18 protein-coding genes are annotated in these 19,670 nt (G+C 71.3%); 11 read left to right on the plus strand and 7 right to left on the minus strand.

What is annotated here, in order from left to right:
* Positions 1-76 precede the first annotated feature (76 nt).
* Genes AQJ54_RS35495 through AQJ54_RS35505 form a run of 3 tightly spaced genes read left to right on the plus strand, consistent with a single transcriptional unit; the run spans position 77 to position 4,672 of the window.
* Positions 77-1,903: a phosphotransferase family protein gene (locus AQJ54_RS35495; protein WP_248845503.1), complete on the plus strand. Its 1,827-nt coding sequence runs from the start codon at positions 77-79 to the stop codon at positions 1,901-1,903.
* 38 nt (positions 1,904-1,941) lie between these two features.
* On the plus strand, positions 1,942-2,562 hold the full coding sequence (locus AQJ54_RS35500) for a TetR family transcriptional regulator (RefSeq protein ID WP_062244571.1): 621 nt from the start codon (positions 1,942-1,944) through the stop codon (positions 2,560-2,562).
* Between the two features lie 52 nt (positions 2,563-2,614).
* Entirely contained in the window at positions 2,615-4,672 is a 2,058-nt protein-coding gene (locus AQJ54_RS35505; protein ID WP_062244575.1) for a HelD family protein, read from the plus strand.
* 138 nt (positions 4,673-4,810) lie between these two features.
* Here AQJ54_RS35505 and AQJ54_RS35510 read toward each other — a convergent pair whose 3' ends face one another.
* Complete coding sequence (locus AQJ54_RS35510) at positions 4,811-5,674, minus strand: nitroreductase/quinone reductase family protein (RefSeq protein WP_062244577.1); 864 nt, start codon at positions 5,672-5,674, stop codon at positions 4,811-4,813.
* Positions 5,675-5,842: 168 nt separating this feature from the next.
* Here AQJ54_RS35510 and AQJ54_RS35515 point away from each other — a divergent pair, with 168 nt between their 5' ends.
* From AQJ54_RS35515 to AQJ54_RS35525, 3 genes are read left to right on the plus strand one after another with little or no spacing between them, the layout of a single operon-like run.
* The gene (locus AQJ54_RS35515; RefSeq protein WP_062244579.1) at positions 5,843-6,466 is read left to right on the plus strand and encodes an RraA family protein; all 624 of its coding nucleotides are present in this window, start codon (positions 5,843-5,845) and stop codon (positions 6,464-6,466) included.
* A 5-nt stretch (positions 6,467-6,471) separates the two neighbouring features.
* The gene (locus AQJ54_RS35520; protein ID WP_062244582.1) at positions 6,472-6,987 is read left to right on the plus strand and encodes an HAD domain-containing protein; all 516 of its coding nucleotides are present in this window, start codon (positions 6,472-6,474) and stop codon (positions 6,985-6,987) included.
* Between the two features lie 57 nt (positions 6,988-7,044).
* A complete protein-coding gene (locus AQJ54_RS35525; RefSeq protein ID WP_062244584.1) occupies positions 7,045-7,782 on the plus strand; it encodes a class I SAM-dependent methyltransferase in 738 nt (245 codons plus the stop codon).
* 53 nt (positions 7,783-7,835) lie between these two features.
* Here the strand turns inward: AQJ54_RS35525 and AQJ54_RS35530 are convergent, their stop codons facing one another.
* Entirely contained in the window at positions 7,836-9,590 is a 1,755-nt protein-coding gene (locus AQJ54_RS35530) for an ankyrin repeat domain-containing protein (protein WP_062244586.1), read from the minus strand.
* 388 nt (positions 9,591-9,978) lie between these two features.
* Between AQJ54_RS35530 and AQJ54_RS35535 the strand changes: the two genes are divergently transcribed.
* From AQJ54_RS35535 to AQJ54_RS35545, 3 genes are all read left to right on the plus strand, one after another.
* On the plus strand, positions 9,979-10,500 hold the full coding sequence (locus AQJ54_RS35535) for a helix-turn-helix domain-containing protein (RefSeq protein ID WP_062244588.1): 522 nt from the start codon (positions 9,979-9,981) through the stop codon (positions 10,498-10,500).
* An 83-nt stretch (positions 10,501-10,583) separates the two neighbouring features.
* Positions 10,584-11,261 (plus strand): hypothetical protein, encoded by a 678-nt coding sequence (locus AQJ54_RS35540; protein ID WP_062244590.1) that lies wholly within the window; start codon positions 10,584-10,586, stop codon positions 11,259-11,261.
* Positions 11,262-11,415: 154 nt separating this feature from the next.
* Positions 11,416-11,754 (plus strand): DUF2516 family protein, encoded by a 339-nt coding sequence (locus AQJ54_RS35545; RefSeq protein ID WP_079070172.1) that lies wholly within the window; start codon positions 11,416-11,418, stop codon positions 11,752-11,754.
* Between the two features lie 46 nt (positions 11,755-11,800).
* Here AQJ54_RS35545 and AQJ54_RS35550 read toward each other — a convergent pair whose 3' ends face one another.
* From AQJ54_RS35550 to AQJ54_RS35560, 3 genes are all read right to left on the minus strand, one after another.
* Entirely contained in the window at positions 11,801-13,102 is a 1,302-nt protein-coding gene (locus tag AQJ54_RS35550) for a PP2C family protein-serine/threonine phosphatase (protein ID WP_062032670.1), read from the minus strand.
* 320 nt (positions 13,103-13,422) lie between these two features.
* Positions 13,423-14,511, minus strand: a complete 1,089-nt coding sequence (locus tag AQJ54_RS35555; protein ID WP_062032667.1) for a C40 family peptidase — start codon at positions 14,509-14,511, stop codon at positions 13,423-13,425.
* A gap of 591 nt (positions 14,512-15,102) precedes the next feature.
* Positions 15,103-15,915, minus strand: coding sequence for a class I SAM-dependent methyltransferase (locus AQJ54_RS35560; RefSeq protein ID WP_062244592.1), 813 nt, complete (start codon positions 15,913-15,915; stop codon positions 15,103-15,105).
* A 317-nt stretch (positions 15,916-16,232) separates the two neighbouring features.
* Between AQJ54_RS35560 and mshA the strand changes: the two genes are divergently transcribed.
* Positions 16,233-17,573: a D-inositol-3-phosphate glycosyltransferase gene (gene mshA, locus AQJ54_RS35565; RefSeq protein ID WP_062032661.1), complete on the plus strand. Its 1,341-nt coding sequence runs from the start codon at positions 16,233-16,235 to the stop codon at positions 17,571-17,573.
* Positions 17,566-18,066, plus strand: coding sequence for a type III secretion system chaperone family protein (locus AQJ54_RS35570; protein WP_030318092.1), 501 nt, complete (start codon positions 17,566-17,568; stop codon positions 18,064-18,066). The genes mshA and AQJ54_RS35570 overlap by 8 nt, the downstream gene beginning before the upstream one ends.
* A 99-nt stretch (positions 18,067-18,165) precedes the next feature.
* Here AQJ54_RS35570 and AQJ54_RS46470 read toward each other — a convergent pair whose 3' ends face one another.
* Positions 18,166-18,768, minus strand: a complete 603-nt coding sequence (locus AQJ54_RS46470; RefSeq protein WP_062244594.1) for a hypothetical protein — start codon at positions 18,766-18,768, stop codon at positions 18,166-18,168.
* Between the two features lie 9 nt (positions 18,769-18,777).
* A complete protein-coding gene (locus AQJ54_RS35580; protein WP_062244596.1) occupies positions 18,778-19,626 on the minus strand; it encodes a helix-turn-helix transcriptional regulator in 849 nt (282 codons plus the stop codon).
* Positions 19,627-19,670 lie beyond the last annotated feature (44 nt).

The raw sequence follows: 19,670 nt of genomic DNA on the forward strand, positions 1-19,670 counted from the left end.
GGCGTTTCGCCGGAACGAATGTGCCGCTCAGATCTCAGCGGGAGCGTCGCTATCCCCCGATGCAGGGGCCGACGTATTGGCCAATGTCTGCCCGGTCGGCAAGCCCCTGGACTCCACCGTTGTCGACGTCCTCACCCGGTTCGTCGCGTGTTTGCCGCTTGTGCGCAAGGACGACCTTCCCCTGCTTCCGACCTACTGGCCGCGTAACGAGCGCGACAGCCGGGCCTACCTGGACACGCTCGCTCGGCATGTGAAGCAGCGCATGCTGGCCCCCAACTGGACCGCAATTGGCGGGCTGTTCGCAGTGCTCGGCGTGCCCGGTGACGCACTGGACCGGTTCGCCGCACAGGTTCCCGCCATGTCCCGTCGCCCCTACAGCCTGCTGCTCACGAACCTCACCCGGGACACCGTGATCGTCCTGGACGGCCCCAAGCTCTCGGTGGCCGCTCTCGATTGGTCCTCGGCCTCCTACGGAGATCCTCTGCACGGCCTCGCCAGCCACCTGGTGCGGATGCGTTACCCCGAGGACCAATGGGACGAGGTCATCGACGCGTGGGTGCGGGGGATGCGGCGCACTCGCCCACTGGCCATCAGCGGTATCACCAGGGACCTTCCGCATTACATCGGCTTCGAACGCATTCATGCCGCGTACGACGATGTGATCCATGCGGCGAGGTCTCTCGGTGACTCGGTCGAAGACGGCCGGTTGGTCGAGGCGGCCGCCCATATCGGTACGGCTCTCAAAGACGCCGCCGACCTGCTCGGCATGTCCGAGGTCCCGAGCGAGAAGGAGATCGCGGACGCCCTGTTCCGTTGGCAGGCAGCGCGCTTCGCGCGGAAGACGGACGGGCTGCCGGACGCGCTGTTCATGTGGCGGCGCGACCCTCGCGTCCCTGAGCGGGATGACTTCTCACCTGTTCTCGTGCGCCGTGCGCTCGCCGCGGAGGGACTCGCCCCGGCCGACCTGGTCTTCCGCGGTACGGCTCACCTCAACACCGTCGTCCGAGTGGAGGGGCATCCGGACCCCGTCGTGGTTCGCCGCGAAACCGCGGCGGCTCCTCGCCGCGAGCAGGGGCTTCTTCCGGAACACGCCGTTCTGCAACTGATCGAGAAGTCCGAAGCGCCGATCCGGGCGCCACGCATCCTGGCACTCGGGTTCGACGATTGCGGGCGCCACTTCGCGATCCACACGTACGAGGGCCCCGAGGGCCGGCCGCCACAGCATCCCGTGGACGGACTGCTGCCCGCCGAGGCGGACGAACTCGTCGATGAACTTGCCGCGCTAGCGAGGGTCGGCCACTCGTCCCTGTCGTACGAGGAGCCGAAGGAGGGCTTCTACCGCTGGCTGACGGAACGGCTTGCGTTCTTCGTCGACGCCCTTCCCGCCCGGACCCTGGAGGCCGCCGAGCAAAGAGGTCTGCCGAGCGGTGACGTACTCCGCTGGGCCCTCGGCCGCTATGAAGTGGCGCACCGCGCGCCCGTCATCCTGCACGGTGACCTCAACCCCTGGAACCTGGTGCGTGCCGGACGCGGGGGAGGGCTGACGATCATCGACTGGGAGATGGGGATGATCGGCGATCCCTTGTACGACCTCGTGCGTCATCTGCATCTGACGCCCACCCGGACGGAGATGCGGATGCGCATGTTCGACCGCTGGAGCAGCAAGCTTCCGCCGGAGTGCGTCACGGGGTGGGAGAAGGACTGGCGGGTCTACCGCTGGATCGAGCAGATCCGCTCGGCCTACGTCGATCTCGACCGGATGACCACCGGGGCCGCACTGGACACCCCGAACGTACGGCGGGCCGTCGACGCGTACGAGATGACCCTGTCCGCCGCCACCGGCTCCCTGGGACTGCGCCGACGCGCGGTACCGAAGGCACCGCCCGCGCTCAAGGCGTCCTGACTTCGGTCCGTTCGCACCGCCATGCGTAGGCTCCCCCCATGACCCACCCCCCCGGCCTCCGCGAACGCAAAAAACAACAGACCTACGAGTCCGTCTCCGAGATCGCCATCCGGCTCTTTCTGGAGAAGGGGTTCGATGCCGTGTCCGTTGCTGAGATCGCCGCTGCCGCCGGGATCTCCAAGCCGACCCTCTTTCGGTACTTCCCGGTCAAGGAGGATCTCGTCCTGCATCGGATCGCCGATCACGAGGACGAGGCCGCTCGGGTCGTGAGGGAGTCGGGGGAGGCGCCGGTCACCGCCCTGCGGCGGCATTTTCTTGAGGGGCTGGAGCGGGGGGATCCCGTGACCGGGCTCAGTGATCATCCGCAGGTGCTCGCCTTTCATCGGCTTCTCTACGGGACTCCCTCCCTCGTTGCCAGAGCCCATGGGCATCTTGAGCGGCAGGAAGCCGCGCTCGCCGAGGTGCTCGGTGGGGACCTCGACGCACGGCTCGCCGCCGGGCAGATCATCGCCGTGCGGCGGGTGCTCGCTCTGGAGAACTGGCGGCGGATTGCCGAGGGGGAGCCGATCGAGGAGGTGCGCGTGGACGCCGTGGCTGCGGCTGAACGGGCCTTCGGGGCGCTGGCGGGTGGGTTGCCCTGGCTGGCCGGCGAACAATGAGGCTGAGTTAAAAAGTTAACTCGGTTGTGTTTTTTCGCGTACGCTCGCCCCTATGACCTCAGCCTCAGCCGACCCCACCCTGAAAGAGACCCTGCGCCGCGAGCGTGCCCACCACGACCGTTGCCTTGCCGCCCTCGCCGCCATGGTCGACGGGGCCCAGCGGCAGGTCGTCGTCGGTGAGGACGTCTCCGCCTCCGGCGCCGATGCCGAGGTCCTCGGGTACCAGTTGCGCAGTCAGGCCAAGGAGATGCGGGAGCTGCCCGAAGGGCCCTTGTTCTTCGGCAGGTTGGACTTCGATCGTGGAGACCACAGCGGGCAGGGCTACCACCTCGGGCGGCTGCGGATCACCGAGCATCCCGCCGCCCCGCCCCTCGTCGTCGACTGGCGTGCGCCCGTCTCCCGCGCCTTCTACCAGGCGAGCGTCCAGGATCCGCAGGGCGTCGCCGTGCGGCGGCGGTTCGGGTGGGCGCCAGGGAGCGCGGGGGACTCCGCCGACCTCACCGGGCTCGAGGACGAGCATCTGAGCGAGTGCGAGCACCTCGGAGAAGGCCGATCCGCGCCCAGCGCCATCGTCGCCCGCGAGATCGAACGGCCCCGCATCGGGCCCATGCGGGACATCGCCGCGACCATCCAGCCCGAGCAGGACGATCTCGTACGGGGCGACCTCGCCGTCTCCGTGTGCGTCCAGGGCGCTCCCGGGACCGGCAAGACCGCCGTCGGGCTGCACCGGGCCGCCTATCTGCTGTACACGCACCCGCAACGGATGCGACGTGGCGGACTCCTCGTCCTCGGGCCCAACCGGACCTTCCTCTCCTATATCTCCCAGGTGCTGCCCGCACTCGGCGAGACCGGCGTGCGCCAGTCCACGCTCCAGGACGAGATCGCCCGCCACCCGGTCACCGCCACCGACCCCCGCCAGACCGCCGTCCTCAAGCACGACGCCCGCATGGCAGAGGTGCTGCGTCGGGCGCTCTACGCCCGCGTGTCGACCGAGCCCCTCAACCCCCTTGAGATCAAGGACGGTTCCTACAGCTGGCGAGTCCCGCGCGGTGAACTCGCGCGGATCGTGGCAGACGTACGGGAGGAGGAACCGCCGTACGGCACCGGGCGGGAGCGGGTGCGCGGGCGGGTGGTGCGCAGTGTGCAGTTGCAGGCCGAGCGGCGGGCCGGTCCGCAGAACGGCGCCTGGGTGCAGCGGATTTCGCGGTCGAGGGCGGTCGGGGCGTTCCTCGACGTCGTATGGCCCAAGGTGCGGCCCGAGGAGCTGCTGGCCGAACTCCTCACGGATGGTGATGCGTTGGCCGCGCACGCCGACGGGCTCTTCGACGCCGGCGAGCAACAGACGCTGCTGTGGGGCAGATCGCCGCGGTCGTGGAAGTCGGCGCGCTGGTCGGCCGCCGATCTGGTGCTGCTCGACGAGGTCGCCGGGCTGGTGGAACATCCCGAGGGGTACGGCCATCTCGTCGTCGACGAGGCGCAGGACCTGTCGCCGATGGAGTGCCGGGCCATCGCGCGCCGGGCCCGGTTCGGGTCGCTGACCGTCCTCGGTGATCTGGCGCAGGGGACCACACCGTGGGCGGCCCGCTCCTGGCACACCGTCCTCGCCCATCTCGGCAAGCCGGACGCGACCGTCGTACCGCTGACCGTCGGGTTCCGGGTGCCGCGGGCCGTCGTAGGGCTTGCCAACCGGCTCCTGGCACGGCTGGACGTGGAGGTGCCGGCGGGGCGGTCGCTGCGGCAGGACGGGGAGTTGCGGATGCGGCCGGTGGCTGACGCGGAGGCGCTGCCCGAGGCTGTCGTGGCGGCCGTGCGGGACGCGCTCGCGCAGGACGGGTCCGTAGGGGTTGTCGCGGCCGACGAGCACGTGGAGGACGTACGCCGTGCCCTCGACGCGGCCGGGATCCCCGCCGCCGGGCCGGACGAGATCGGGGCGCGGGTGAGCGTCGTAACGGCCGCAGTGGTCAAGGGACTTGAGTACGACCATGTCGTGGCCGTCGAGCCGGCGGCGATCGCGGAGGCGGAGGAGCGCGGGCTGCACCGGCTGTATGTCGTGCTGACCCGGGCGGTGTCGCGGTTGGAGGTGGTGCACGGGCGGCCGCTGCCGTTCTAGTCGTTGCAGGGCTACGGCCGCCGCTGCCGTTCTAGTCGTTGCAGGGCTACGGCCGCCGCTGCCGTTCCAGCCTTGCAGAGCTACGGCCGCCGCTGCCCTTCCAGCCATTGCAGGGCTACGGCCGCCCGTGCGGCCGAGTCAGACGCCGCTGTTGCCGCTGTCGAGAAGCGGGATCAACTGCTCCTCCTCATACGTCAGATGGGCCTCCAGCTCGGTCGTCAGGCGGTCGACCTCTGCGTGGACGGCAGCGGGGTCCGGGTCCGCGAGTGCCGTGCGCAGCTCCTCCACCAAGGTCGCGATGTGCTCGTGCTCCGCGCGCAGCCGGTCGAGGACGGGCGCCGCCTCCGGGTGGCGGTCGGACAGGAACGGGAACATGGCCATGTCCTCGCCCGTGTGGTGGTTGTGCAGGCCCTGGCAGAACGTCAGGCAGTTCACCCGGAGTTGGGCGCCGAGGGTCGAGCCGCCGGCCGTCATCTCGCGGCGGATCAGGGCGAGTTCGCGGCGGAAGACGTCGTGGACGAGCCGGATCGCCTCGGCCGGGGATCCGGCGTTGATGTTCGGCGGGCCCGGGCGTGCGATCTCGTGCAGTGCGACCACGGGGAGGACCCGGTCCGTCTTCTCCTGGTAGGTCGCCCAGCCGCGGTCCGCCTCCACGGCCCGCGCGAAGGCCTGGTCCCGTTCGTCGCCGGCCAGGACGACAGCCCGCGCCTCGTAGGTGAACACACCGCTTTCGACGGTGACTTGGGGGTTCGCTACGAGGTTGCGGTACCAGTCGGGGTGGCGGGGCGAGCCGCCCGCCGAGGCGATCACGAGGATCCGGTCGCCGCCGTCGGGGAGGTAGCCGACGGGAGTGGTGTGCGGGGTGCCGGTGCGGGCGCCGGTGGTGGTGAGCAGGATCAGACGGCCGCCCTCGAAGGGGCCGCCGACCTGGCCGTGGTGGGCGCGGAACTCGTCGATGATCCGCTGGTTGAAGTCGTGGAAGGCGTTGGCGGGGTTGGTCACTTGCTCTGCTTTCTCTGGTCTCCGGTCGATTCCTGGTCATTTCCTGGAGGACTCAGAGAAAGCGGCGGACCCCTGGCCCGCGCCGGCCTCACTCAGAGGCCGGGCACCCAACTCGCTCACGGCACATGGCCGACCCGGCAGTCATGTCCACACGGTAACGTCCGGCGCATGATCGAGACCAACGAGTTTGCGGACGTTCCCACGACGACACTGGCCGATCTTCTCGGCCGTGAGCAGGTCATGGACATCGGGATCAGGCCCTTGTGGGGGCCGGTGCCGAGGATCGCGGGGCCGGCCTTCACCGTACGGTGCCCTCCCGGCGACAACCTGATGCTGCACGCGGCGATCCACCGGGCGCCGGCCGGTTCGGTGATCGTGGTGGAGTCCGGTGATCTCGACTACGCGCTGGCCGGCGGGAACGTCTGCGCGGTGGCCCAGCGCCGGGGGATCGCCGGGTTCGTGGCGGACGGCGTGATCCGGGACCTGGCCGAGGTGCGGGAGGCGGGCTTCCCGGTGTTCGCGCGGGGAGTCATCCCGATCCCGGGCACCAAGAAGGCCGTGACGCCGCTGGGTGAGCCGGTGCGGTGCGGTGGGGTGCGGGTCGAGGCGGGGGACGTGGTGGTGGCAGACGAGGAGGGAGTCGTTGCCGTGCCGGGCGCACGCCTGGCGGAGACCTTGAGCGCTGCCCGCGCCAAGCTGGCCAAGGAGGCGGCGGAGACGCTGGACCAGTGGGAGACGGCGCATCGGAAGCGGGTTGACGAGGCTCTGGCCGCGGGTGGGTTCGAGGGCTGAGCGCGGTGCTGTTGTTCCTCGACGTGGATGGGACGCTGTTGCCGTTCGGGGCGGTGGGGGCAGCGGGGTCTTCGGGTCCTGTGGAGGCGTATCCGCTGTACGAGCCCGCCTTCCCGCTGCCGGCGGAGGCCGCCGGCCACCCCTTGCTGGCCCGTGTCGATCCCGCGCTCGGTGCGCGACTCACCTCGCTGGGTTGCCAGTTGGTGTGGGCCACGACGTGGATGGACGACGCGAACACCTGCCTGGCGCCCTGGCTCGGGCTTCCCCCACTGCCCGTCGTGGACTGGCCGGACGCGGACGACGAGGGCAGGACCACCGGGCTCCACTGGAAGACCCGTCCGCTTGTCTCCTGGGCAGCCGGCCGGGACTTCGTCTGGGTCGACGACGAGGTCACTGATGCCGACCGGGCGTGGGTGGCGGGGCAGCATTATCCGGGTCGGGCGCTTGTGCATCGGGTCGAGGCTCAACGGGGTCTGACGGAAGAGGACTTCGCCGTACTGGAGGAGTGGATCAGGGGGTGAGGGGGGCGGGGGATATCGGGTGGTCCTCCCGGGCGCGCTCGACCTACCGTCGGCCTCATGGCTGACGAAGGTTTCAACGATCCGCGGCTGGCCGCTGTCTACGACCCGCTCGACCCCGATCGCCGTGATCTCGACGCGTACATCGGGATGGTGGAGGAGTTCGGGGCGCTGCGGGTGCTGGACGTCGGCTGTGGGACTGGGGTGTTCGCGTTGGCGCTGGCCGGGCGGGGGGTCGAGGTCGTCGGGGTCGATCCCGCGCCGGCGTCGCTCGACGTGGCCCGGGGGAAGCCAGGTGCGGAACGGGTGCGCTGGATCCACGGAGACGCGACCGAACTGCCCCCGCTGTGCGTCGACTTGGTGACCATGACGGCCAACGTGGCGCAGCAGATCGTGGAGGCGGACGCCTGGCGGGGGACCCTGCGGGGCGCACACGCGGCCCTACGGCCCGGAGGGCGCCTGGTGTTCGAGACGCGGGACCCGGCTCGGCGGGCCTGGGAGGAGTGGAACCGGCAGGCGTCGTACGCCGTGACCGAGTTGGCGGGTGTCGGGACGATCGAGAGCTGGGTCGAAGTGACCCGTGTGGAGGGGCAGTTGGTGTCGTTCCGGTGGACCTATGTGTTCGCCGCGGACGGACTGACGCTGACCTCGGATTCCACCCTGCGCTTCCGGGAGCGGGCGGAGATCGAGGCGGAACTGGCCGGGCAGGGGTTCGTGGTGGAGGACGTACGGGACGCACCGGACCGGCCGGGCAGGGAGTTCGTGTTCGTGGCGGGGCGGGAACCTGGCAGCAGGTAGGCGCGGAGCACGTGGGTGAGCCGCGGGAGGGACTGCCAGGTACCCGGGTCTGCTCAGCGTTGGAGGCTTGGCGACAGGGGGACCCAGCGGTGCGGGGTGTGGAGGTCGACCGCGTCTCGTCCGGCGCTGATCTTCAGGCCCGCGGCGGCGCAGCAGTAGGCGAGGACATCGGCGCCGTAGGGGAACGCGTGCTTGCGCTGCCAGAAACGGAACGTCCAGTACGCCTCCGGGTCCGAGTCGTGCGGCCCTGTGTGGATCTCGTCGCCCGCGACGATCTCGCCGTCACGGGCGAGGGCGCCGAACGTCCCGCCCTTAGGGTTGAAGTAGACCCCGTAGGCCGTGGTGCCCGCCGATATCGCGCGCAGTACCGCGTTGTCGCTGGGCATGTACCCGTCCTGGGCGATGACGCAGCCACCGGGGGTGCCGGCCACGCCGCTGACGCCCACGTAACGCAGGGACTCGTCGTAGTCCATCGGGTCGAAGGGCGCGTGGTCGCGGTCGGCGCGCGGGCAGTGGGCGGGGTCGGCGCCGAGCCGTCGTATCAACTCGTCCTCGTCCAGGCCCTGTACGAAGCAGACACCGAGCCCTTCGGTGTACAGCGGTTCGCTGCCGAAGGCGGCGATCAGGGCGTCCGCGGCCTCCTGTGCGGCGACCTCCTGCGGAGGCAGCTCGATCGCTCCGGGCAGGTCCCGGACGAGCGGCGCGAGCGGAGTGGTCAGCAGCAGCCGGCCCGGTGACCAGGGTGGCGCCTGCGGTGTCCATACGTCCGCCCCGGCGTCGATCAGCGCGCGCACTGTGGCGTCGTCCATGCTGTGGACGGCGTACCAGAGGGGGGTGTGGTCGTCGTGGTCGCGTACGTCGACGTCCGTGACGTGAGGGAGGAGCGCGCTCACCGCTTCCGCCGAGCCCTGTTCCGCGGTGAGGTGGAGCGGAGTGGTGCCTTGCCATCCGACGGCGGCCTCGGGCGGGGCGCCGCCCTCTAGCCGGGCCCGGATCAGGGCCGCGTCACCCCAGTCGCGGTAGCCGATTCCCTTCCAGTCGGCTTGGGGCACATAGCGCAGGCGGGCCTCCTCCTCGCGCTGCCGTGCCTCGCGCTGGCGCCGGTCGAGGGGTGGTGCGAGGAGCGCCGGTGGGCCGCTCACCTCCATGGTCGTGAACGTGGTCGGCGGTTCGTCCTGATCCGGGGGTCCGAGGTCGGGCCAGACCTCGTGGGCCCTCCGGGACGCGGTGAGGAGCGCGGCCGTGTCGACGGGGGTGCGGGTCTCGGGTACGCCCTCGTCCGGCCACTCGACCACCAACTGCGTGGCACCCGGGGGTGGGAGCTCCGGCAGATACAGGTCCACGTCGGTCTTGAAGAGCGACCTGCGGGAGTGATGCAGGCCCGGATCCAACGGGATCAGTCCTACGGCCTGCTCGGTCGCCGCCTGCCTGGTCAGGCCGTCGGGGCCGGTGTACTCGATCCCCCGCATCACGGTGCCGTCCAGCGAGGTCACCCGGCGTCCGTCGGAGAACAGCAGCCCCACGCGGAGTCCTGACTGGCGCCGTGGTCCCCCGCTCTGCCTGCGGGCCCTGCGGAACACCGACAGATGCAGGGTGACCGACCGGGGCCACACGGACCACCCCGTCACCACCACCCGCGTCTCCGCCCCCACCCCGACCACGTCGAGCTGCGGCACCAGCGCGGGCGCGAACCGGTCGACGGGCGGCACGTACCGCCCCTCGTCCTCCCCGGCCGGCCCTAACCACGCCATCGCGCCCCGCTCGGCGGCCGGCTCCTCAGCGAGAACCAGATCATCGAAGAAACCCATAGGCAGAGCGTTGCACGGGGCACTGACAGTGGCGGTGGTGCGCGGTTGGTGGGACGAGGGGGAGGGGGAGGGGACTGCGGGCGCGCCGGGGTGAGAGGAGGCCGCCGGAAAGCCCCGGCGGGCGGTTGCCAGGGCTGCCCGCAGGCTCCCGTACGGGCCTCGGTGACCTGATGAAACCCCGTGGGAAGGGCACTCGAAAGGCGACCCGGTGTGTCGCACCACCCGCGGATGGCGTGCGCACCATGCTTGCCCGAGCAAGGCCGATTCCAACGGTCACACCGAGCGTGCTCCCCTCCAGAGCACCCGCTCCCCCCGACCCGGCGTGGCGTGGCGCACTTTTGCAAGCGGGTGCTTGCAATAGTTAGCGGGGGTGAGGCAAGGTAGACGCATGGCATCGCTCAACGTCGGCAATCTCGGTGAGTATCTGCGTGAACAGCGGCGCACCGCGCAGCTGTCGCTCAGGCAGCTCGCCGACGCCGCCGGGGTGTCCAATCCGTATCTGAGCCAGATCGAGCGCGGGCTGCGCAAGCCGAGCGCGGAGGTGTTGCAGCAGGTCGCCAAGGCCCTGCGGATCTCCGCCGAGACGCTGTACGTGCGGGCCGGCATCCTCGACGCCGAGCGGGACCGGGACGACGTGGAGACACGTGCGGTCATCCTCGCCGATCCCACGCTCAACGAGCGGCAGAAGCAGGTGCTGCTCCAGATCTACGAGTCCTTCCGCAAGGAGAACGGCTTCGAGATCGCCCCGGCCGACGCGGCCCCCGCGCAGGACGGCACACGGACCGGCGCACAGAGCGACCCGCAGAACGACAGCGACGTCCAGGACAGTGACGTACTGGACGGCACCGCCGTTGAAGACACCCGTACGACCGACGGCAGCGACGCCGACCCGCACCAGACGGCCAGTTGAGTCAGGACCCGGCTCGACAGCTCGCCGACCGGCACGCGGGACCCAAAACCCTCAGCAGAAAGCGACCCGGGAGGACCATCACCATGGCCATCACCGACGACATCCGCAAGGCCGTAAAGGACCCGACCCCGCTCTACTTCCTCGCCGGCGCCGGTGACCTGGCCTTCCAGGAGGCCAAGAAGGTGCCCGGCCTGGTGGAGCAGCTCCGCGCCGAGGCGCCGTCCCGGATCGAGGCCGTGCGCGGCACCGACCCGAAGGTGGTCCAGGAGAAGGCCCAGGCGCGCGCCAAGGAGGCCGGCGCCAAGGTCAAGGAGACGCAGGAGACCCTTCAGGCGAAGTTCGGTGAGTTCTTCACCAGCCTGGACGGCGACATCAAGAAGCTCGGCTCCACCCTCGACGCCGACCTGAAGAAGCTCGGCGAGTCCGCCCAGGACTTCGCCCTGCGCAGCGTGGGCGTGGCCGCCGAGTACGCCGTCAAGGCCCGTGAGACCTACGAGAAGGTCGCCGAGCACGGTGAGCAGGCCGTGAAGACCTGGCGCGGCGAGGCCGCCGAGGAGATCGAGGAACTGGCGATCGCCGTCGAGCCCGACGCCGAGCCGGGCGACATCAAGGTCGCGACCCCGGCCACGGTCGCCAAGCCCGCCACCGCCACCGCCACGACCGCCGCCCCTGCGCCGGCCCCGGCCAAGAAGACGGCCCCCGCCGCCAAGAAGGCCACCCCGCGCAAGACCGCGCCGAAGAAGACCCCGCCCGCGAAGTAAGTCACCCCGCGGGACGGATCAGGGTTACGGGCCGGGCACTTACCGAGTGCCCGGCCCGTTGTCCGGGTAGCTGACTCGCGGGAGCGGGTACGGTGACCGCGTAATCGCTCAATCGCGTAATGACGAGCCGAGTCGGGTGGTGGACGTTGTGCTGATGCAGGGGTTCGCAGGCTTCATGTGGCTGCTGAGCATGGCCCTGATCGTTTTCAGCGGTTTCGCGCTCTTCGACGCCGCCATCCGCCGTGAGGACGCCTACCGCGCGGCAGACAAGAAGACCAAGCCCTTCTGGCTGGTCATCCTCGGGCTGGCCTTCGTGGTGAACCTGATCTTCAACATCCTGTCGTTCCTGCCGATCATCGGTCTCATCGCCACGATCGTGTACATGGTCGACGTACGTCCGGCGATCCGCGCCCTGCCGGGCGGCGGCCGCAGCGGCCGGGGCAGGGGTTCGAGCAGCGACGGCCCCTACGGCCCCTACAACGGAGGTCGCTAGAAGCAACGGAGGTCGCTGGAAGCGCCCCTCGACCGGCCCGAACCCGCTAGCCCTCGCGGTCCAGCAGCAGTACCGCCACGTCGTCCGCCAGCTCGCCCCCGTTGAGCGAGCGCACCTCGTTGACCGCGGCCCGCAGCAGTTCCTCGCCGCGCAGTCCCTCGGACAACTGGCGGCGGATCATGGCGACCATCCCGTCCTGCCCGAGCCGCTCCCGGCCCTGGCCGATGTGTCCCTCGATGAGCCCGTCGGTGTAGAGCATCAGGCTCCACTCGGCGCCCAGCTCGACCTGCATCCGGGGCCAGCGCGCGCCCGGCAGCAGCCCCAGCGCGGGGCCGTTGTTGTCGTACGGCAGCAGGCGTGCGGGGCGGCCCGGCCGGGCCACCAGCGGTGAGGGATGCCCGGCGAGGCACAGTCCCGCCCGGCGCCCGTCCGGCGCGATGTCGACCGTGCACAGGGTGGCGAAGATCTCGTCGTCGGAGCGCTCGTGCTCCAGCACCTCCTGGAGCGTGCCGAGCAGTTCGTCCCCGCACAGGCCCGCCAGGGTCAGCGCCCGCCAGGCGATGCGCAGCTCCACCCCGAGCGCCGCCTCGTCGGGACCGTGTCCGCAGACGTCACCGATCATCGCGTGCACGGTCCCGTCGGGCGTGCGGACGACGTCGTAGAAGTCCCCGCCGAGCAGGGCCCGCGAGCGCCCCGGCCGGTACCGCGCGGCGAACCGCAGCGAGGAGCCCTCCAGCAGCGGCGTGGGGAGCAGGCCGCGCTCCAGGCGCCGGTTCTCCTGCGCCCGCACCCGTCCCTCGGCGAGCCTGCGCTCCGCCGAGTCGGAACGTTTCCTCTCCACGGCGTACCGGATCGCCCGGCTCAGCAGCCGGCCGTCCAGCTCGTCCCGGAAGAGGTAGTCCTGGGCGCCCACCCGTACCGCCTCCGCGCCTCGCTCGGCGTCTCCGGACGCGGTCAGCGCGAGGACGGCGTGCCGGGGCGCGAGTTCCAGGACGTGCCGGAGTACGGCGAGCTCGTCGTCGTCAGCGGTACGGCCGGAGCCGGGCAGCGCGAGGTCGAGCAGGATGCAGTGCACGTCGTCCGTGAGCAGCCGCTCGGCCTCGGTGAGGTTGCGGGCGGTGCGGACGCGGATCGGCCTGCCGGCGGGGTCCAGGAGTTCGGGTACGACCGTGGAGCCGCCGGGATCGTCCTCGATCACCAGCAGGGTCAGTTGGGTGGCGGCGTTGTTGTCGACCGTGGCTTCCTTGCGCGGGGCGTCTTCCCTGGAGGGGCCGCCCTTGGGTGCGGCCGGCGCCTGACCACTCTCCGCGGCCGGGATCGCGCGCTGCCGCGGTATGGGTACGGGCATGGTCTCGGATTCCTTCCCTCCCCCCGAGGGCACGGTGGGGCGAGGGGTCTCGATCCACCGACGGGGACCATAGCGGGTGCCGGGCCGGGAAAGGAATGGTGTGCGACACGTGGCTTGGCCGGTCGCCACTGTCATATGCCGCGTTCCGTACCGCAGTTGGACAGGTGACAGGTGTCGTCGGGATGACGAACGTCACGTTCCCGGCAGGTTTGCGGGGCCGTCAGGGGTGCGGCGCGTCACATGACCTGGGTCTCACGCCGCCGTGGGCCCCGGATCGGGCGACACTCGCGCAGGCCCACGCCGCCCCCGTGGAGCGTCCCTCACGCGTCCGGTCGCACCACTCCGAGGATCGGCATCGAGCCCGCGCCCGCGAGGGTCACTGTGCGTCCCGGGCGCGGGGCGTGCACGATCGCGCCCTCGCCGAGGTACATCGCCACATGACTGGCGTCGTCGAAGTAGATGATCAGGTCGCCGGGCCGCATGTCCTTGATGTCCACGTGCTTGAGCTGCTTCCACTGCTCCTGCGAGGTGCGCGGGATGGGCTTGCCGGCGCTCGCCCAGGCCTGTGAGGTCAGTCCGGAGCAGTCGTACGAGTCCGGCCCCTCGGCGCCCCATTCGTACGGTTTGCCGATCTGGGTCGTCGCGTACCGGACGGCGATCTTGCCGGCCTCGCTGGCCTTGCCGTCGATCTCGTCGAGGATGCCGGAGTCCAGCCAGGCGCTCTGGGCCTTGTGGGCCGCCTGCTCCTCCAGTTCGGCGAGGCGCTCCTTCTCCCGCTCCTCCAGCTGGGATTCGAGCTGCTCGGCCGCCGCGATCTGCTGCTCGACCTTCTTCTTGGCCGCGGCCTTCGCCTTGCGCCCCGCCTCCAGCTTGGTCCACTGGGCGGAGGCGTCGTCGGCGTACTGCTTCAAGTCCTGCTGGGTTTGAGTGAGTTCGGCGATGAGGGCCTTGGTGGCGCGCTGGCCCTGGAGGACGCGGCCGGTGGCGTCCAGGAACTCCTGCGGGTTGTCGCTCAGTATCAACTGGGCCTCGTCCGGGAGGCCGTTGGTGCGGTACTGGGCGGCGGCCGCGGCGCCCGCGCGGGCCTTGAGCCGCCTGAGCTTCTCCTGGCCCTGCACGATCTTCTTGGCCAGCGCGACGATCTGGGCCGACTGCTGCCGGGCCTTCTCCTCGGCGGCGTTGTAGGCGTCGGTGGCGACGGCGGCGTCGTGGTACAGCGCGTCGAGACGTTCGCGTACGGCCTCGAGGTCCTTGTTGGTGACGGCGGTGCCGGGGGTCGGTGAGGCCGTGGGGGAGGGGGTGGGGGTCGGACTCGGGGCGGCGAACGCGGTGGCCGGTGCCGCGAGTACGGCGACCGCGCCGATCACGGTCACGGCCGTAGCGATCAGACCGCGCTTGCCCGTGCCCATACCTGTTCCCCCAAAGCTGATTTACCGTCAGTAACTTACGGTGCTCGGGGGATCGTGCCACGTCACAGCCGAAAACGACAGGGGCCTGCCTGCCCGGCGTACCCCTGCGCGCACCTTCGCGCCTCGCGTCTGTCGGTCCCTCCCCCACTCCTCGCCCCGCGAAGACGATCTCCCGGAGTTTGTGACGAACGCCTCATGCGGATCGTTCCCGCGGAGGAGGGGCCAGAGTGAGGGCGAGGGGCGCGGGCGCGGTGGTGGGGTCCCGTGACGTCGAGTCGGCTGCAAGGGGCGTGCGTCCGCCGGCGACTCGCTCCCGACCGGCGTCCGCGCGCGGTGCTTCCACGTCCCACGGTGCACCGCACTCCGCGCCGACCGGCGTCCGCGCGCGGTGCTTCCACGCCCCACGGGTGCACCGCGCCCCGCGCGGCGGTCCCCCATCGGAGGACTTGGCGGCCGGCGGGTATCTCAGCTCAAGGGGCCCCGCGGCCCGGCAGCCCCCACTCCGCCGGCCGCCGGGCGGGCCCACCCCGCACCACCCCAGGCCGGCCGAACCACCCCAGGCCGGCCGAACCACCCAGGGCCGCCCCCGAGTCACCTCCGAGGAGCCAACGCCCCCCAAGCCACCGTCACTTCTCCCTGGCGCCAGCGGGAAGGGCCGTCCGTGATCGGCCAGTCGGTGGTGAGGTGGCGGGCCGTTCGGATCCAGCGCTGGCGGGCGCCGTACGACGCGTAGGGCGCCGCCGCTGCCCACGCGCGGTCGAAGTCGTGGAGGAAGGCGTGCACCGGTTCGCCCGGGACGTTGCGGTGGATGAGGGCCTTCGGCAACCGTTCGGCGAGGTCGGAAGGCCGGTCGAGGGAGCCCAGCCGGGTCGCGAAGGTGACCGTCCTGGGCCCCTCGGGGCCGAGTGCGACCCACACGTGCCGACGCCCGATCTCGTCGCAGGTTCCCTCGACGAGCAGTCCGCCCCGGCAGCCGTCGGAGGCCGGCGCGAGCCGGGCGCACAGCCGCTCCCACACGGCGGCCACCTCGGCCTCGTCGTACTGGCGCAGTACGTTCGCGGCCCGGATCAGCAGGGGCCGTTCGCGGACCGGGATCTCGAACCCGCCGTGCCGGAAGACGAGTCCGTCCCGCTCGTAGGGCCGGGCCGCCGCCACCCGCGCCGGTTCGATCTCGACGCCGACCACGCGCGTGCGGGGGGCCGTCTCACGGAGCCGGGTGAGCAGTTCGACGGCCGTCCAGGGCGCGGCCCCGTACCCGAGGTCGACCGCGACCGGATCGGCGGCGCGGCGCAGTGCGGCGCCGTGGGTCGCCGCGATCCAGCGGTCCATGCGGCGCAGCCGGTTGGGGTTGGTCGTCCCGCGCGTGACCGTGCCCACGGGGCGAGAGGCGGCACGGGACGTCATGTCTAAGAGGGTATGCGGCGGCCCGGGGCCGGTCCGCTGTGCGGGCGGTCGCGCGGGTGGGTCGCTGCCCGCCGGGCCTTCTTACGCGCTCCGCAGCCTTCTTGCGCGCTCCGCAGCCGTCATAACGCGCCCGCGGCCTTCATAACGCGCCCGCAGCCTTCATAACGCGCCCCGCTCTCGAACGGTTGAGCGACCTCGGGTAATACCTCGGCAAAAACCGCCCCGCCAGGAATGGGAACGCCTCCCTCCGGTGTTCCTCCCCTCGGAGGGCCCCCGCACCCTCCGACAGGCATGCCCGCAGCAAGGAGGAACGCCACGTGAGCCAGTACATCAGCAGGCTCCAGCGTCGCTCTCCCACCACGACCCCGCGGCTGTGGCTGCCGCACCGCCGCCCCCGCCGCGTCGCCATGCTCTCCGTGCACACCTCACCGCTCCACCAGCCCGGCACCGGCGACGCCGGCGGCATGAACGTCTACATCGTCGAGCTCGCCCAGCGTCTCGCGGCGATCAACATCGAGGTCGAGATCTTCACCCGCGCCACCACGGGCGGCCTCCCCCCGACCGTCGAGATGGCCCCCGGCGTCCTCGTCCGCCACATCGACGCCGGTCCCTACGAGGGCCTCAACAAGGAGGACCTCCCCGCCCAGCTCTGCGCCTTCACCCACGGCGTCATGCAGGCATGGGCCGGTCACCGCCCGGGCCACTACGACCTGGTCCACTCGCACTACTGGCTCTCCGGCCACGTCGGCTGGCTCGCCGCCCAGCGCTGGGGCACCCCGCTCGTGCACGCCATGCACACCATGGCCAAGGTCAAGAACGCCAACCTCGCCGACGGCGACACTCCCGAGCCTGCCGCCCGGGTCATCGGCGAGACCCAGATCGTCTCCGCCGCCGATCGCCTCATCGCGAACACCGCAGAGGAGCGCGAGGAGCTCGTCCACCACTACGCCGCCGATCCCGCCAAGGTCGCCGTCGTCCACCCCGGCGTGAACCTCGACCGCTTCCGCCCGGCGGACGGCCGAGCGGCGGCCCGCGCCCGCCTCGGCCTGCCCCAGGACGCGCTCATCCCCCTCTTCGCGGGCCGCATCCAGCCCCTGAAGGCCCCCGACGTCCTGCTCCGCGCGGTGGCGGTCCTCCTCGACCAGCGCCCCGACCTGCGCTCCCGCATCCTCGTCCCGGTCGTCGGCGGCCTCAGCGGCAGCGGCCTCGCCAAGCCGGAGGGCCTGCAGAAACTGGCCTCCCGGCTCGGCATCGCGGATGTCGTACGGTTCCACCCGCCCGTCGGCCAGGAGCAGCTCGCGGACTGGTTCCGGGCCGCGTCCGTGCTGGTCATGCCGTCCTACAGCGAGTCGTTCGGCCTGGTCGCCATAGAGGCCCAGGCGGCCGGCACCCCGGTGCTCGCCGCGGCGGTCGGCGGGCTGCCGGTGGCGGTGGCCGACGGACGGACCGGCTTCCTCGTACGAGGACACGATCCGGCCGCCTACGCGCGCGTGCTGCGCGATTTCGCCGACGACCCGGCGCTGTCGCCCCGCATGGGCGAGGCGGCGGCCCGGCACGCGCAGTCCTTCGGCTGGGACACCGCGGCCGCGGCGACGGCGGACGTGTACGTGGCCGCCGCGCAGTCGTACCGGCGTCACGTACGCTCGCTGCATGGCTGAGGCAGAGAAGGCGGCGCAGGTCATCGAGGGCGTTCTCAAGGACGCCGAGGTCGAGTGGGAGAGCCCCGCGCCCGGCAACTACGTCGTGCAGCTCCCCGGCACCCGCAAGCTGAAGACGACCGTCTCGCTCCTGGTCGGCCGCCACTCCCTCTCCGTGAACGCCTTCGTCATCCGCCACCCCGACGAGAACGAACCCGGCGTCCACCGCTGGCTCCTGGAACGCAACCTCAAGCTCTACGGCGTGAGTTACGCCGTCGACCGGCTCGGTGACATCTACGTCGCCGGCAAGCTCCCCCTCGCCGCCGTCACCGCCGACGAGGTCGACCGCCTCCTGGGCCAGGTCCTGGAGGCGGCCGACGGGAGCTTCAACACCCTGCTGGAGCTGGGTTTCGCCACCGCGATCCGCAAGGAGTACGAGTGGCGGGTGGCCCGGGGCGAGTCGACCCGCAACCTGGACGCGTTCGCGCATCTGACCCGGCGTACGGAGGACTGACTCCGGGGCGGGCTCGCCTGGTTGGGCGGGGCGTGTCGGACGGCTGAGGCCGGCTCGCCTGGTTGGGCGGGGCGTGTCGGACGGCTGAGGCCGGCTCGCCTAGTTGGGCGGGAGCGTGCCGGACGGCCGGGGCGGGCTGGTGGGACCGGGGTCCTCGGGCGTGGGCGTGGGAGCGGACTGCTTGTCCAGCTGGTCGGCGAAAGCCCGCAGCGCGTCGGCGAGTTCCTTCTTGGTGGGCAGCTGGTCGACCTTCCGGTCGCGTTCGGCGATACGGCGATTGAGCTCCGCCAAGTCGCTGGGCGCGGAAGGCTGTCCGCTGGGTTCCTCGGTGGGTTCCTCGGTCGGTTCGTCGGGGGACGTGGAGGTGGGGCTGGGATCGACCCCGCCGGCGCTTCCGCCACTGCCGCCACTGCCGCCGCTGCCGCCGACGGTCCCCCCGTCGGTCCCGCTCTCGTCCCCCGGATAGCCGGCCGACGTGCTCGGCTCTGCACTGGGCCCGTCGTCCGAACTCGCCGCGATGGCACCGCCGACGCTCACCGCGACCAGGACGGCCGCTCCCGCGACGGCGACGGAGAGACGCCTGAACGGTAAGGACTTCTGTCTGTCACCGGTGTTCTGTGCGTCACCGGCGTTCTGCCTGTCACCGGCGTTCTGCCTGTCACCGGTTTTCTGTGTGTCACCCGTGTTCTGTCTGTCATCCATGCCGCGACGCTAATCGCCGACGATCACCGGACGGGCGCCTTCCGTCGATCTCCTAGCGCTCACCCGGTACCGCCCCGGAGTCACCCCCACCAACCGCTTGAAGTGCCGGGTGAGATGGGCCTGGTCGTGGAATCCGGTGAGCGCGGCGACCTCGGCGGGCCCGCTCCCGGCGAGCAGCAGCCGCCGGGCCCGGTCGACGCGGCGCGAGGTCAGGTACTGGTGCGGCGCGATGCCGTACCCGCTGCTGAACGCCCGTACGAGATGCGCCGGATGGGCCTGGACGGTCGCCGCGGCGGCCTCCAGGGAGAGCCCCTCCACGACCCGCTCGTCGAGGAGTTCCCGCAGCCGGCGGGCCAGGGCGGGGTCACGGCGCGTGGGTCGGCCGTACGACCGGGGCTGCAGGAGACTCCGGAGCCGGTCGCTGATGAGGGTCAGCCGGCTCTCGGCCTCGAACTCCTCACCGGGTCTGGTCAGCGCCGTGTGCAACTGCCCCACCCGCAGCCGCAGTACGGGGTCCCGCAGATCGGGGCCGTCGACGGCGGGCCCGATGAGCTCGTCGCCGAGGTGGGTGCCGTCGAGGTAGAGGACCCGCTTGCGGAAGCCGCCGGGGGTGGCGGGCGAGCCGTTGTGCGGGACGTGCGGCGGCAACAGGGACACGGTGTCGTCCGGCGTGCCGTGCTCGTGCCGGTCGAGGTCGTACCGTACGGCGCCGTCGTCCACGATGAGCAGCGTCCACGCCTCGTGCACGTGCATGGGGTAGGCGTACTCGGTGAAGTGCGCGTGGAAGACCTCGGTGACGCCCGGGACGGTCGGGCGCCACGCGGTGACCTCCTGCGGGGGCGGGGTTCTCGGCGCCATGCAAAGAACGTACAAGACGGTGTCGTACGGCGGCCGCGAGTCTG

It is taken from the genome of Streptomyces griseorubiginosus (assembly GCF_001514195.1).
In the GTDB taxonomy this organism is placed as follows: Bacteria; Actinomycetota; Actinomycetes; order Streptomycetales; family Streptomycetaceae; genus Streptomyces; species Streptomyces griseorubiginosus.